This window comes from Nocardioides furvisabuli, from assembly GCF_021083185.1.
Lineage (GTDB): Bacteria > Actinomycetota > Actinomycetes > Propionibacteriales > Nocardioidaceae > Nocardioides > Nocardioides furvisabuli.
Window position 1 is genome coordinate 363,499 of record NZ_JAIGQB010000003.1, and the last position, 12,751, is coordinate 376,249.

Annotated in this window: 13 protein-coding genes; 10 read left to right on the forward strand and 3 right to left on the reverse strand. The window is 73.1% G+C overall.

The genetic code is table 11. The features are described from left to right. Window positions 1-372 precede the first annotated feature (372 nt). The gene (locus tag K4G59_RS08160; protein WP_231250463.1) at window positions 373-1,998 is read left to right on the forward strand and encodes a DUF7937 domain-containing protein; all 1,626 of its coding nucleotides are present in this window, start codon (window positions 373-375) and stop codon (window positions 1,996-1,998) included. Here the strand turns inward: K4G59_RS08160 and K4G59_RS08165 are convergent. Further along, window positions 1,989-2,693 (reverse strand): pirin family protein, encoded by a 705-nt coding sequence (locus tag K4G59_RS08165; RefSeq protein WP_231250464.1) that lies wholly within the window; start codon window positions 2,691-2,693, stop codon window positions 1,989-1,991. The two genes, K4G59_RS08160 and K4G59_RS08165, sit on opposite strands and share 10 nt — an antisense overlap. An 18-nt stretch (window positions 2,694-2,711) precedes the next feature. Between K4G59_RS08165 and K4G59_RS08170 the strand changes: the two genes are divergently transcribed. From K4G59_RS08170 to K4G59_RS08190, 5 genes are read left to right on the forward strand one after another with little or no spacing between them, the layout of a single operon-like run. Next, window positions 2,712-4,061, forward strand: a complete 1,350-nt coding sequence (locus tag K4G59_RS08170) for a GH1 family beta-glucosidase (RefSeq protein WP_231250465.1) — start codon at window positions 2,712-2,714, stop codon at window positions 4,059-4,061. Window positions 4,062-4,102: 41 nt separating this feature from the next. Next, window positions 4,103-5,167, forward strand: coding sequence for a sulfotransferase family protein (locus K4G59_RS08175; RefSeq protein WP_231250466.1), 1,065 nt, complete (start codon window positions 4,103-4,105; stop codon window positions 5,165-5,167). Then, the gene (locus K4G59_RS08180; RefSeq protein ID WP_231250467.1) at window positions 5,167-6,120 is read left to right on the forward strand and encodes a glycosyltransferase; all 954 of its coding nucleotides are present in this window, start codon (window positions 5,167-5,169) and stop codon (window positions 6,118-6,120) included. Before K4G59_RS08175 ends, K4G59_RS08180 begins: the two co-directional genes overlap by 1 nt. Then, window positions 6,117-7,919: a glycosyltransferase family protein gene (locus K4G59_RS08185; protein ID WP_231250468.1), complete on the forward strand. Its 1,803-nt coding sequence runs from the start codon at window positions 6,117-6,119 to the stop codon at window positions 7,917-7,919. The genes K4G59_RS08180 and K4G59_RS08185 overlap by 4 nt, the downstream gene beginning before the upstream one ends. A gap of 3 nt (window positions 7,920-7,922) precedes the next feature. Further along, entirely contained in the window at window positions 7,923-9,488 is a 1,566-nt protein-coding gene (locus K4G59_RS08190) for a glycosyltransferase family 2 protein (protein ID WP_231250469.1), read from the forward strand. 1 nt (window position 9,489) lies between these two features. On the opposite strand, the gene K4G59_RS08195 is transcribed toward K4G59_RS08190, so the two are convergent. Next, complete coding sequence (locus K4G59_RS08195; RefSeq protein ID WP_308189376.1) at window positions 9,490-10,662, reverse strand: nucleotide sugar dehydrogenase; 1,173 nt, start codon at window positions 10,660-10,662, stop codon at window positions 9,490-9,492. A 201-nt stretch (window positions 10,663-10,863) separates the two neighbouring features. On the opposite strand from K4G59_RS08195, the gene K4G59_RS08200 reads away from it, so the two are divergent. After that, window positions 10,864-11,289, forward strand: a complete 426-nt coding sequence (locus tag K4G59_RS08200; RefSeq protein ID WP_231250470.1) for a pyridoxamine 5'-phosphate oxidase family protein — start codon at window positions 10,864-10,866, stop codon at window positions 11,287-11,289. Between the two features lie 61 nt (window positions 11,290-11,350). After that, window positions 11,351-11,485 (forward strand): hypothetical protein, encoded by a 135-nt coding sequence (locus tag K4G59_RS20010; protein WP_269209803.1) that lies wholly within the window; start codon window positions 11,351-11,353, stop codon window positions 11,483-11,485. A 21-nt stretch (window positions 11,486-11,506) separates the two neighbouring features. Here K4G59_RS20010 and K4G59_RS08205 read toward each other — a convergent pair whose 3' ends face one another. Further along, window positions 11,507-12,109, reverse strand: a complete 603-nt coding sequence (locus tag K4G59_RS08205) for a DUF998 domain-containing protein (RefSeq protein WP_231250471.1) — start codon at window positions 12,107-12,109, stop codon at window positions 11,507-11,509. Between the two features lie 82 nt (window positions 12,110-12,191). Here K4G59_RS08205 and K4G59_RS20015 point away from each other — a divergent pair, with 82 nt between their 5' ends. Both K4G59_RS20015 and K4G59_RS08210 read left to right on the forward strand, forming a co-directional pair. Continuing rightward, entirely contained in the window at window positions 12,192-12,323 is a 132-nt protein-coding gene (locus tag K4G59_RS20015) for a hypothetical protein (RefSeq protein WP_269209804.1), read from the forward strand. Next, on the forward strand, window positions 12,320-12,751 hold the full coding sequence (locus K4G59_RS08210) for a DUF1810 domain-containing protein (RefSeq protein WP_231250472.1): 432 nt from the start codon (window positions 12,320-12,322) through the stop codon (window positions 12,749-12,751). Before K4G59_RS20015 ends, K4G59_RS08210 begins: the two co-directional genes overlap by 4 nt.

Sequence of the window (12,751 nt, forward strand, 5' to 3'; positions counted from 1 at the left end):
GGCACCGCAGTGGACGCAGAACCTGCTCTGACCCTCGTACGGGGCACCGCACCCACCACAGAACCGCGACACCATCAGCAACCGCTCTCGCCCAGCAGGCGCTCCCCACGAGCCCCCGTGGCACGAATGGTGGCGTGTCCCCGCGCTCAGCGGAGCCAATTTCAGAAACTGCCCCGGCTGCACGCGGACCCGTTGCTACGGTGCGCGACGAGCAGCGGGGCGCTGCCGGGAATGTGGGAGACACAGATGGCGAAGTTCTGCGGACAGTGCGGCGCGCCCGCGGGGGACCAACGCTTCTGCGGGTCGTGCGGAGCACCCCTGCACGCGGTGCCCGCGCCGATGCCTGCCCCCGCCCCGGCTCCGGTCGAGCCGATGTCGGACCACACCGCGATCCGGCCGCCGCTGGAGGAGGACGGGCGCACCGTCGCCCGCCCTCAGCGCGCCGCCCAGCCGGTACCCCAGCAGCAGTGGCCGACGCAGCCCGGCGGGCCGGCGGCGTACGCCCCTCCGCACGCGCCGCAGCAGGGCCAGCCGCACGGCCATCAGCAGTGGGGCGGCCCGAGCGGACCGGTGCCGCAGGCGCCGCAGCGACCTCCGCGCGCCGTGCCGCTGGTCAACCCGTTCGTCGGCGTCCCGGTCGCGGACTTCGTCAAGGACGGCGCCGCTGCGCTCGCCCTGCTCGTCGCGCTCGGCCAGCCGTGGGACTGGTCCGACGACGCCAACGACCACTGGTGGGTCGTGATCTCGCTGCTCCTGGCGCTGGTGGGCCTCGGCGTCCCCTACCTGATGGCCTCCCGGGTGGTCCCGACCTTCACCCCGCAGGCCTCGCTCGTCACCAAGCTCCTGCTCGCCGCGCCGCTGCTCGTCTCGACGCTCGTCGCGCTGGTCATGGACCTGACGACGATCCGTGACGACTCCTTCCTCGGCGCCTTCGGGAGCTACGGCTCCGCTGACGGCGGCATGGGGCTGGCGATCGCGCTCGGCCTCGGTGGCGCCGCCCTGATGGCGCAGCCGCGCCGCCACGAGGAGGCCACCGGCCTGCTCGCCGAGCAGGCCTGGCGCACGGCCGGTCTCGCCGCCGCCGTGGCGGCGCTGGTGGTGTCGGTCGCCACGTTCGTGGCCGGGTCGATCGCCCTGGCCGACGGCGGCTACGTCTCCGGCGCGACCTTCTGGACCGTCTGGATCGCCTCCAACCTGGTGCTCCCCACCCTCTTCCTCGCCCTCCCGCTGGTCGCGCTGCTGCGCGGGTCGGCGGGCGGTCGCCGTACCTTCGCGGTGCTCGCGTGGGGCGTCGTGCTGGTGACCCTCGTCGCCGAGCCCGATGGCAGCGGTGCCGTCACCGGGTCCCAGGTCGAGGGCTGGGCCACCCCGGCCGGCGGCGTGTGGCTGCTCGCCCTCGCCGGCGCGCTGCTGCTCAGCCGCCCGAGCGTGCGGCGTACGCAGGTCGACGAGGTCGGGGGCTGGCTCGCCACGGTGCAGGTATCCGTGGCCACCGCCGCGGCGCTCGCGCTCGGCACGGCGGTGCTGCTGCTGCTCGTCATGACGATGCTCGAGATGTTCCCGGGCGTGGTCATCGCGCTCACCCTGATGTACCTCGGCGTCGCCGTCGCGACAGGCGTCGCAGCCTCGATGGGGGCCAACCTCGCCATGCGCGTCACCGTGTCGGCGGCCGCCGGCGTCGCGATCGTCCTCGGCGTGGTGATGTGGGTGGTCGTGGCCAGCAGCGACGCCGCCTCCATCGCCCAGGCGCAGTTCACCGCGCGCGACGTGGTGATCCTCTTCGCCCTGCCAGCCCTGGCCCTCTACGCGCTCTGGGTGCCCCCCGCGGTCCGGGCGCAGGTGCCGCGCCAGGCTCCCGCCGCCGCGTGGGGCCAGCCGTCGTACCCCCAGCAGGGTCCCGGCCAGCAGGGTCCCGGCCAGCCGTGGTCGCAGCAGGCCGACCAGCCCACGGGCCGGCCGACCGCCGGCCAGTGGGGACCGCCCCCCGGTCAGGGCTGACGGGAGAACGACCAGACGAGCAGCTCGGTCGGCTCCTCGGCGCGCACAGTGCGCGCGGGCTCGTCGGTGAGGCGTACGGCGTCGCCCGCCCGCAGGGCGACCCCGCCGAGGTCGACAGCCCCGGTCGCGGCGAAGACGTGCTGGGCGGGGTCGTCGGGCAGCGCCACCGACCGACCACGTCCCAGCCGGGCCACCAGCAGGCGGGCGCCGTCGGTGCCGAGCGGCAGCCCGCGGCCGCCGACGACGTCGACGAGGCCGTCCGCCTCCGAGGACGGCGCCTCGCCGATGACGTACGACGGCGTGGTGCCGGACGCGGACGGCGCCAGCCACGCCTGGACGAAGCGGCAGCGCCCCGAGGCAGGGTCGGCGACCTCGCTGTGCCGGATGCCGGAGCCGGCCGAGAGCACCTGCGCCCGGCCCGCCTCCACCACGTGGGAGGCGCCCGTGGAGTCGGTGTGGACGAGCGCGCCCTCGAGCACCCAGGTCACGATCTCCAGCTCGGAGTGGGGGTGCTCGGCGTAGCCGGCGACCTCCGCGCCGCCCGGGTCGAGGACGTCGTCGTTGTGGCAGACGAGCGGACCGAAGCCGAGGTTGGCCGGGTCGTAGTGCGGCCCGAAGGAGAAGGAATGCCTGGTCAAGCGGCCCTTGACGGTCTCCGACGACCTGTCGGATCCGGCGTACAGGGCCACGGTCATGCCGATATCTTCACGGATGTGGCCCCCCCGCACGACGTCCCCCTGCTCCCGCCCGGATTCCGGTTCGGCACGAGCACCGCGAGCTACCAGGTCGAGGGAGCAGCGGACGAGGACGGCCGGGGTCCGAGCATCTGGGACACCTTCTGCGCCGAGCCCGGCCGGGTGGCCGACGGCAGCTCGGGTGCGGTCGCGTGCGACCACTACCACCGCGTCGACGAGGACGTCGCGCTGATGGAGGAGCTCGGCACGGGGGGTTACCGCTTCTCGATCGCCTGGCCCCGCATCCAGCCGACCGGCCGCGGACCGGCCAACGCGAAGGGCCTGGACTTCTACGACCGGCTCGTCGACACCCTGCTGGCGCACGGGCAGCAGCCGATGGCCACGCTCTACCACTGGGACCTGCCGCAGGCGCTCGAGGACGAGGGCGGCTGGCTCAACCCCGACACCGCGCTGCGCCTCGGCGACTACGCCGCGATCGTGGGGGAGCGCCTCGCCGACCGTGTCGAGCACTGGGTGCCGGTCAACGAGCCCAACGTCGCCTCCCTCCTCGGCTACGGCCTGGGCCTGCACGCGCCCGGCCGGACGCTGCTCTTCGACGCGCTGTGGGCCTCGCACCACATGCTCGTCGCCCACGGCCGCGCCGCCATCGAGCTGCGCCGGGCCGGCGCGACCTCGATCGGCTGTGCCAACAACCACGCCCCGGTGTGGCCGGCCAGCGACGACGACGCCGACGTCGGGGCGAGCAAGCTCTTCGACGCCGTCTGGAACGGCCTGTTCCTCGAGCCGATGCTGCTCGGTCGCTACCCCGCCGACCTCGCGCCGCTGATGGAGGACATCATCCAGCCCGGCGACCTCGCGACGATCCGCCAGCCGCTCGACTTCTACGGCGTCAACTACTACAACCCGATGAAGGTCGCCGCAGCCTCCGAGGGCTCCGAGCTGCCGTGGGAGAACCGCGCCGTCGTCGGCCATCCCACCACCGACCTCGGTTGGCCGATCGTGCCCGACGCGCTGCGCGAGTTCCTCGTGATGTTCCGCGCCCGCTTCCGTGCCGCGCTCCCGCCGATCATGATCACCGAGTCGGGGTGCAGCTACAACATGGGTCCCGACGAGCACGGCGTCGTCGACGACCAGCCCCGCATCGACTACCTCCGCTCGCACCTCAACGCTGTCTCGGAGGCGATCCAGCGCGGTGTCGACGTACGCGGCTACTACTGCTGGTCGCTGATGGACAACTTCGAGTGGGCCGAGGGCTTCACCCAGCGCTTCGGCCTCGTGCACGTCGACCACGACACCCTGGTCCGCACGCCGAAGAAGTCCTTCGGCTGGTACGCCGACCTCATCAAGGCCCAGCCGCAACATCTCTGAGGCGACGAGGCCGTGCCGAGATCCACCGATAGGGTCGGGCCATGAGCAACCGACGGGTGGTGTTCGTCGTGGGGTCGGGCCGCAGCGGCACGAGCACCATGGCCGGCACCCTGCGCACCCTCGGCCTCCACGTGCCGCAGCCCGAGGTGGTCGCCGACGCGACCAACCCCAAGGGCTTCGGCGAGCCGCGCTGGGTCGTCGACCTGCACCACGAGCTGCTCCAGCGCAGCAACGTGCAGGTCTCCGATGCCCGCCCGCGCGCCTGGCTGGACACCGGCACCACCAGCGGCGACCACGCCACCCGTGAGCGGGTCGCGGCGTGGCTGGAGGAGCAGTTCTCCGTCGCCGACGAGCTCGTCGTCAAGGACCCGCGCGCGTCGTGGTTCCTCGGCCTCTGGCGGGCCGCGGCTGACCGCTGCGACGCGACGTCGTCGTACGTCACCATGCTGCGGCCGGTCACCGAGGTGGTCGGCTCCAAGCAGACCTACTACGGCCAGATGGGTGCCGGGTCCGACCAGGGCGCCATCACCCGCACCGCCGCGTGGGTCAACATGATGCTGCACACCGAGCGCGCGACCCGCGGCCAGCAGCGCGCCTTCGTCCACTACGGCGACCTGCTCGACGACTGGACGCAGCCGGTCTTCGCGCTCGGGGAGTCCTTCGACCTCCAGGGGGTGAAGACCGCGATGGCCGTCGACATCGCCGAGGTGCACCGCTTCATCGACCCCTCGCTGCGTCGCGTGACGATGACGTGGGACGACATCGGCGTGCCGACGAGGCTGCGCGAGCTCGCCGACGAGACCTGGCAGGCGCTCGACGCGATCTCGACCGACGACTCGGCGAAGAACCAGGAGTGGTGCGACCAGCTCCGCACTGCCTATGCGAGCCAGTACGCCGAGGCCGAGGCGTTCGCCCACTCGACCGTGGTGGCCCAGCGACGCCGCGCGGCCGCCGACGCCCGGCGTGACGCGCTCGAGCAGGCCCCGGCGCGCAGCGCCGCCGACCGGGTGCCCCACGCCGTGCGCGCGATGGTGCCGCCCGCGGCGCGGCAGAGGCTGCGCAAGGCGATCGGCCGGGAGCGGGCACCCCAGCAGGATCGGGCCTGATGCCCGACATCGCGTCGCTCGAGGGGGATCCGGCGTACGACGTCACCTGGCCCTGGACCTCCGGTGAGCCGCTGGAGCCCGGGCTGACCTGCGTCTTCCGGGTCCGCAACGAAGCGCGCAACCTGCCGTGGGTGCTGCCGCCGGTCTTCTCCGCGGTCGACCACGTGCTGCTCGTCGACAACGGCTCCGACGACGGCACCGCCGACGTGGCGCGCCGGGTCGCCGACGAGTGCGGGGCGGGCGACCGGCTGACCGTCCTGGACTACCCCCACCGGGTCTCGCGCGCCGGCGGCGAGCACCTGGCCACGCCGGCGACGAGCGTCCACTCGCTGACGCACTTCTACAACTGGTGCTTCTCCCACGTCCGCACCACCTACTCGATGAAGTGGGACGGCGACATGGTGCTCACGCCCGAGGGCGCGGGCATCCTGCGCGACCTCGCGTGGCAGCTGCAGTCGACGCGCGCGATCGTGGCGATGCCGCGCCACCCGCTGACCGTCGTCGACCCCTCCACCGGCTGGCTCGACCTGTCGCTGCGCTTCCTCGAGCCGTGGGTCTACCCGATGGGCCCGGACTTCACCTTCGTGAAGGCCTTCGACTGGGAGCTGCGCGAGTTCCCGGCCGGCGTCGAGCGGATCGTGCTCCAGCAGGGGCTCGTGCTCGAGGTCAAGTGGCTCGACGCCGACGAGTACGCCCACTGGCGGCGCGACGGCGTCGACTTCACCAACACCCGCCTCTACCGCAAGCTGCGCGAGTTCGAGGTCGACGAGGCGATCCGCAACGGCGACCCCGAGGCGCTCGGCGGGCTGGTGAAGGTGACCGCGCCCGAGGGCGTGCACATCATCGACCACGTCAGCCGCGACTGGCTCTGGCGCCAGCCGCGTCCCCTGGTGCAGCACTCGCTGCCGTCGTCCCTGAAGCACCGAGCGCCGAAGGAGCGCGTGCGACCGTGAGCCCCACCTCCCAGCAGCCTGCCCAGCACCCGCTCCGGGACCTCCGGCTCCCGGGCCCGACGTTGGTGCTCGTCGACGACTCCGACGCCCTGGCGCTCGAGGCGCTCCACGGCGTCGAGGACGTCCCCGGGATCGAGCCGCAGGTCGTGACGCTGTCGGCCCTCGGTGGTCCGCGCAAGGGCTGGGGCTCGGTGCTCGTGGTGGCCGCCGACCGTGCGCGGCTGCGGCGGATGGCGAGCGCCGTGCCGCTGCTGGGCCAGTGCAAGGCGGTCGCGTGCTGGCTGACCGACGCCCCCACGCCGTGGGTGCTGGTGCCCCGTCCGGAGTGGCCACCGCTGGTGCACCTCGCCGCCCGCGAGGCCGGCGACCGCGGCGTGCTCACCGTCGCCCGCTTCGCCTCGGGCGCGCGCGCCCAGCTGGTCGTGATGGAGATGGCCCGCCAGGCCGCCGGGCAGGGCGACACCACCCACGGCGGGCTCGTCGTGGCGTATGCCGGTCGTCCCGCCGCGCCCGGCCTCGACGCCCGCAGCGTGCTGCTGACCGACGTGGCAGGTGCCGGTGATGCCGAGCGCGACGTGCCGCCGGACGTCGTCGTCGCCCGTCGCAGGGCCACGTCCCAGCAGAGCGTCGCCCCCCACCACGTCGTCGACCGCGCGCCGACCGTCGTCACCGACCCCGGTCCCGAGCCGGTCGACGAGCGGGTCTTCAACCCGATCGGCTTCCGCAAGGACTGGGACCACCCGGTCGTCGACCTCTCGCGCATCAGCGCCGGCCCGGTCACCGAGGGCGTCGTGGCGGCCGCGCGGGGCTTCCAGGGTGTGCGCCTCACCGCCGACACCCCGACCGCCGACCTGCTCGCCCTCGCGATCTCGGGTGTCCCCGTCGTGACCGAGGGCGTGCTCGACGTGGCGCCCGCGCTGGCCGCCGCGCTCGACGCCGAGGTCGACCTCGACGACGCGCTGCGGCGCGAGGAGCACAGCCTCGCCGTGCGCCGTGCCGCCTTCGACCACCACTCCACGCTCGCCTGGCGCTCGGCGCTGGCCTCGCGTGCCGGCGTGCGCTACGTCGCGCTGCCGCCGGTCAGCGCGCTGCTGTCGACCAAGCGCCCCGACATGCTCGAGTTCGCGCTGCGGCAGGTGGCCCGCCAGCGGGGCGCGGAGGTCGAGCTGGTGCTGGCCGCGCACGGCTTCGAGCCCGACCGCGACGCCGTACGCCGGGTGCTGGGCGACCGGCCGCACCAGGTGCTCACCTTCGAGGAGTCGGCGTTCTTCGGCGACGTGCTGACCGCTGCGTCGCGGGCCGCGTCGAGCGACGTGCTGCTCAAGATCGACGACGACGACTGGTACTCACCCGACGCGGTGCACGACCTGCTGATGGCGCGCCGCTTCTCCGGCGCCGACGTGGTGGGAATGCCGTCGGAGTTCGTCTACCTCCACGCCAACGCCGAGCGCGACGACCTCACCGTGCGCCGCAGGCACCCCTCCGAGCTCTTCGCCCGCTTCGTGGCCGGCGGCACGCTGCTGCTCGACCGCGGGCTGCTGCGCTCGCTCGGCGACTTCCGCCGGGTGCGCAAGTTCGTCGACGCGCAGCTGCTCGCCGGGGTCGAGGCGGCGGGCGGCCGGATCTACCGCACCCACGGGTTGGGCTACGTCCTACGCCGCACGGGTGCGGGACACACCTGGGCCCGGGACGACGAGGAGTTCCGCCGACCTGACATCGTGGCGTCGGAGTGGGAGGGGTTCCGGCCCAGCCTGGCGCTGGAGGTCGATCCGCTCGACCGGCCTGACGGGGGGAGCTAGGACATGGCGCGGCAGCCGGTGGTGCGGCACAACGACTGGGGGTCGCTGACCCCCGCGACGCTCGGCGACTGGGAGCCGACGCTGTCGGTCACCGTCGTGGTGCCGACCTTCAACTACCAGCACACGCTGCCCTACGTCCTGGCCGGGCTCGCAGCGCAGTCCTACCCCTCGCACCTGCTCGAGGTGCTCGTCGTCGACGACCAGAGCTCTCCCGCGCAGGAGCTGCCCGAGGTCCGTCCGGAGCACACCCGGCTGATCCGGGTCGAGGAGGGCTGGGGCCGCGCGAACGCCTGCCACCTGGGCGCGATGGCCGCCGAGGGCGACGTGCTGCACTGGTACGACGCCGACATGCTGGCCTACCGCGAGGAGGTCGAGGCGCACGCCCGCTGGCACCACCTCGTCGACTACGCCGTCCCCGGGGGCCACAAGCTCTTCGTCGACCCGGCCGGACTGCTCGCCACCGACCCCGCCGTCGTGCGCGAGCGCGTGGCCGCGGGCGAGGCCGGCGACCTCTTCCCCGGCCAGGAGCACGAGCCGCACCAGTGGGTCGAGGACTACTGGGCCAGGACCGACGACCTGCGCACCGCGGGTCCGCGCGCACAGCGCTTCCACATCGGCATGACCGGCTCGGTCACGAAGGCGCTCTACCTCGACTCCGACGGCTTCGACCGCACGCTGCGCCTCGGCGAGGACATGCACCTGGGCCACTCCCTCGCCCAGGCCGGCGGCGTCTTCGTCGTCGACCGCGAGGCCCGCAGCTGGCACCTCGGCCGCTCGCAGGTGCTGCGCCGCGCCGAGCAGGTCAACCGCTTCAACGACCCCTACCTCGCCGACCTCGTGCCGACGATGCGTCCCAAGCGCAACCGCCGCGGCCGCGCCTACCAGGTGCCCTACCTCGAGGTCGTGCTGCACGCAGGGGCGGCCGACGAGACGATCCGCGTCGTCGACTCGCTGCTCGACGGCGAGGTGCCCGACCTCCGCGTCACCGTCGTCGGGCCGTGGGGATCGGTCCACGACGAGCGCGTCCAACCGGTCGAGGACCCGGTGCTGGAGACCCGGCTGGTGCACCGCTCCTACCTCCACGAGCCGCGCGTACGCCTCGTGGAGACCGCGCCCGTGACGTCGGACGCGGAGTTCGTGCTGACCCTGCCCGACGTCACGCTCGCCCCGCTCCCGGCGGCGCTGGCGGCCCTGCTCGACGACCTCGAGCGCACCCACCACGGCGCCCGCGTGCTGGCGTACGACTCGGGCGCGGCAGCGCGCCTCGAGCGCACGTCGGCGCTGGCCCGCGTCGCCCGGCTGGCCGGCGACGAGGACGACCGCGAGGCGCTGCTGGAGGAGTCCTTCGGGGTGAAGGCCTACCCGGCGGCCGACGTGGGCTTCGTGCCGGTCGAGCTGCGGGTCGTGGAGCGCTTCACCCTGGGTGCCCGCCCGGCGATGGACCCGGACAAGTCGGAGAACCGGCTGCGCAAGGCGCTGCGGAAGGCCGCCGACCCCTCCGTGGTCCGCGCGCCCGACACCGACCCCGAGCCCGACGGCAAGCGGGGGTTGTTCGGCCGGCGCCGGTGACTCAGTCGGCCCCGAAGAGGTCCCGCGTGTAGACCTTGTCGACCACGTCGCGCAGCTCGTCCGACATCCGGTTCGCCACGATCACGTCGGCGCGCTCCTTGAAGGACGCCAGGTCGTCGGTCACCTCGGAGCCGAACCACGACTCCTCGCCGAGCTCGGGCTCGTAGACGACGACCTCGACGCCCTTGCCCTTGAGGCGCTTCATGATCCCCTGCACCGACGACTCGCGGAAGTTGTCCGAGCCGGCCTTCATCAGCAGCCGGTGGATGCCCACGACGCGCGGGTGGCGGTCGAGGATGTCGAAGGCGATGAAGTCCTTGCGGGTGGTGTTGGCGTCGACGATGGCGGAGATCAACGTCTGCGGGACGTCGGTGTAGTTGGCCAGCAGCTGCTTGGTGTCCTTGGGCAGGCAGTAGCCGCCGTAGCCGAAGGACGGGTTGTTGTAGTGCGTGCCGATGCGCGGGTCGAGCCCGACGCCGTCGATGATCGCCCGCGAGTCGAGGCCGCGGGAGAGGGCGAAGGAGTCGAGCTCGTTGAAGTAGGCGACCCGCATCGCGAGGTAGGTGTTGGCGAAGAGCTTGATCGCCTCGGCCTCGGTGGGCTCGGTGAAGAGCACCGGCACGTCGTCGGCGTCGGCGCCCTCGACGAGGAGAGCGGCGAAGGCGCGCGCCCGGTCGGAGTCCTCGCCCACCACGATCCGCGCGGGGTGCAGGTTGTCGTGCAGGGCCCGGCCCTCGCGGAGGAACTCGGGGGAGAAGATCACCGCGTCGGTGCCCAGCCGCTCGCGCACCTCCTCGACGTAGCCCACCGGCACGGTCGACTTCACGACCATCGTCGCCGCGGGGTTGATCCGCAGGACGTCGCGCATCACCGCCTCGATCGAGGTGGTGTCGAAGTAGTTCGTGACCGGGTCGTAGTTGGTCGGCGTCGCGATGACGACGAAGTCGGCGCCGGCGTGGGCGACCTCGGCGTCGGTGGTGAAGGCCAGGTCGAGGTCCTCGGTGGCGAGGAAGCGCGAGATGTCGTCGTCGTGGATCGGGCTCTCGCCGGCCTGGAGCCGCGCGATCCGCTCGGCGTCGAGGTCGAGGCCGACCACGGTGCTGTGCCGTGCCAGCAGCACCGACATGGAGAGGCCGACGTAGCCGAGCCCGGCGACGGAGATCTTCGTGGTCACGCGGTCAGTCTGCCGCACGGCGGAGGCCGGACGGGATCCCCCACAGGACCCGGTGCGCGTCGGGACCGACGGCTCTCTCGGTGTTCGACGTGAGCCGGGTCACGGACGGGTGCGGCCTTCCCGGGACCTTCAGCCCTGCCCGCGGCCGCGGGCACGGCCTAGCGTCGAGGTAGGAGACCCGCACGCGAAGGAGTGATCACCATGGACGACGAGGTCATGACCCCGCTCAGCCCCGACGAGTGCTGGGAGATGTTGCGCGAGGAGGAGTTCGCCCGCCTCGCCTTCCGGATGGTCGACGAGGTCCACATCACGCCGATCAACTACGCCGTCGACCACGACACCCTGCTCTTCCGCAGCGCCGGCGGCGACAAGCTGCTCGCGGTGGCGATGGGCTCGGAGGTGGCCCTCGAGATCGACCGCTTCGACGAGGACCACGCCCGCAGCGTCGTCGTACGCGGCTCGGCCCGGATCCTCGACGAGCACGAGGAGCACCGCGCGGAGAACCTGCCGCTGCGCCCGTGGGTCGGCACGGTGAAGTACAACGTCGTCGAGATCACCCCGCGCGTGGTCACCGGTCGCGCCTTCCGCCTGTCCCGGCCGTGGCTGCACATGACGCTGCACGAGTGAGGCCGGGTGCGCGGACAGGACGGCCTGGCCACCGTTTGGCGCTCGCTGGCACGGTGGTGGCATGGGAATCCTGAAGAAGGCGGGGGCCTTCGCGGTCGCCAAGAAGGTCTACGACGAGGCACGCAAGCCGCACAACCAGGCCAAGATCAAGCGCGCCGTGGCCAAGGTGCAGGAGCGCCGTCAGCGCCCTCGCTGACCTCTGCCCGCCAGAGCGGCGTCAGGCGCCGCGGCGGGGCCGGTGGCCCCACGCGAAGGCGCCGAGCCCGAAGAGCACCGGCCACAGCGCCAGCCGCTCGAGCGCACCGGCCGCCTGCTCGTCGCCCGACACGATGAACCCCACTGCGGCCGCGGCGGTGACGATCCCCGTCGCGAGCAGCGCCCTGGCCAGGCGCGGCTGGTCGTGCCGGATGCGGTGGCCGAGCCCCATCAGCGCCAGCGGCTGGCCGAGGAACAGCGGCGTGGCGGCGATGGCGTGCAGCGTCGCGTCCTGGTCCAGCGGCGCCAGCCCCGTGGCGTACGAGCTCACCCCCGAGACGACGAGCAGCCCGGTCACCCACGGGCCGAGGGGCTTGGCGAGCAGCAGCGCACCGCCGGCGAGCAGCACGCCGTAGCCCATGAAGGACCCGTTCATCAGCTCGTGGCGCGGCGAGCAGTAGGCCTCCGAGCAGCCGACCTCGCCGAGCTTGCTCACCGAGTCGGCCACGAAGCTGTAGCCGCCGGTGGTGGCGGCGGCGGTGACGACCTCGGTCGCGATGTAGGTCGGTCGCAGCAGGAGGGCGACCGCGCCGAGCTGGGCGGAGCGCGAGGGGGTGTCGGGCACGCGGCCAACCTACTGGCGTGTCCCCACCATCGGGGTGGGCCGGGCATTGCGGTCGCCGGTGGCGGGGCGTAGACCGGAAGCCATGACCACCACACCCATGGAGCCGTCCACCGAGCCCGAGGTCGTCCCGTCCGGGGACCCGGACGTGAGCCCGATCGACCCCGGGCAGGACCCGGGTGGTCCCGTCCCCGACACCGAGCCCGCGCCCGTGTGAGCGTCGTGGCCGCCGACCTCGCACGCTTCGTGCGCGCCCAGGACGACCGTGGCACCCACGACCGTGCCCTCGCCGAGCTGCGCGCGGGCAGGAAGACCGGCCACTGGATGTGGTTCGTCTTCCCGCAGGTCGCCGGTCTCGGGCACAGCCCTACCGCGCAGGCGTACGCCGTCGCGGACCTGGTCGAGGCCCGCGCCTACCTCGCCCACGACGTGCTCGGTCCGCGGCTCCACGCGTGCTGCGAGACCCTGCTCGGGCTCGAGGGGGTGTCCGCCGAGCAGGTCCTCGGCGTCACCGACGCGATGAAGCTGCGGTCCTCCATGACGCTCTTCGCGCTCGCCGCTCCCGACGACCCCGTCTTCGACCGCGTGCTCGACCGCTTCTTCGACGGGGAGCGCGACGAGCGCACTCCTGCCCTGCTGCGATGA

Coding starts and splice junctions, on each gene's coding strand:
- K4G59_RS20010 (WP_269209803.1), top strand. CDS start 11,351: ATGGGAATCCTGAAGAAGGCGGGGGCCTTCGCGGTCGCCAAGAAGGTC.
- K4G59_RS08160 (WP_231250463.1), top strand. CDS start 373: ATGTCGGACCACACCGCGATCCGGCCGCCGCTGGAGGAGGACGGGCGC.
- K4G59_RS08165 (WP_231250464.1), bottom strand. CDS start 2,693: ATGACCGTGGCCCTGTACGCCGGATCCGACAGGTCGTCGGAGACCGTC.
- K4G59_RS20015 (WP_269209804.1), top strand. CDS start 12,192: ATGACCACCACACCCATGGAGCCGTCCACCGAGCCCGAGGTCGTCCCG.
- K4G59_RS08200 (WP_231250470.1), top strand. CDS start 10,864: ATGGACGACGAGGTCATGACCCCGCTCAGCCCCGACGAGTGCTGGGAG.
- K4G59_RS08190 (WP_231250469.1), top strand. CDS start 7,923: ATGGCGCGGCAGCCGGTGGTGCGGCACAACGACTGGGGGTCGCTGACC.
- K4G59_RS08175 (WP_231250466.1), top strand. CDS start 4,103: ATGAGCAACCGACGGGTGGTGTTCGTCGTGGGGTCGGGCCGCAGCGGC.
- K4G59_RS08180 (WP_231250467.1), top strand. CDS start 5,167: ATGCCCGACATCGCGTCGCTCGAGGGGGATCCGGCGTACGACGTCACC.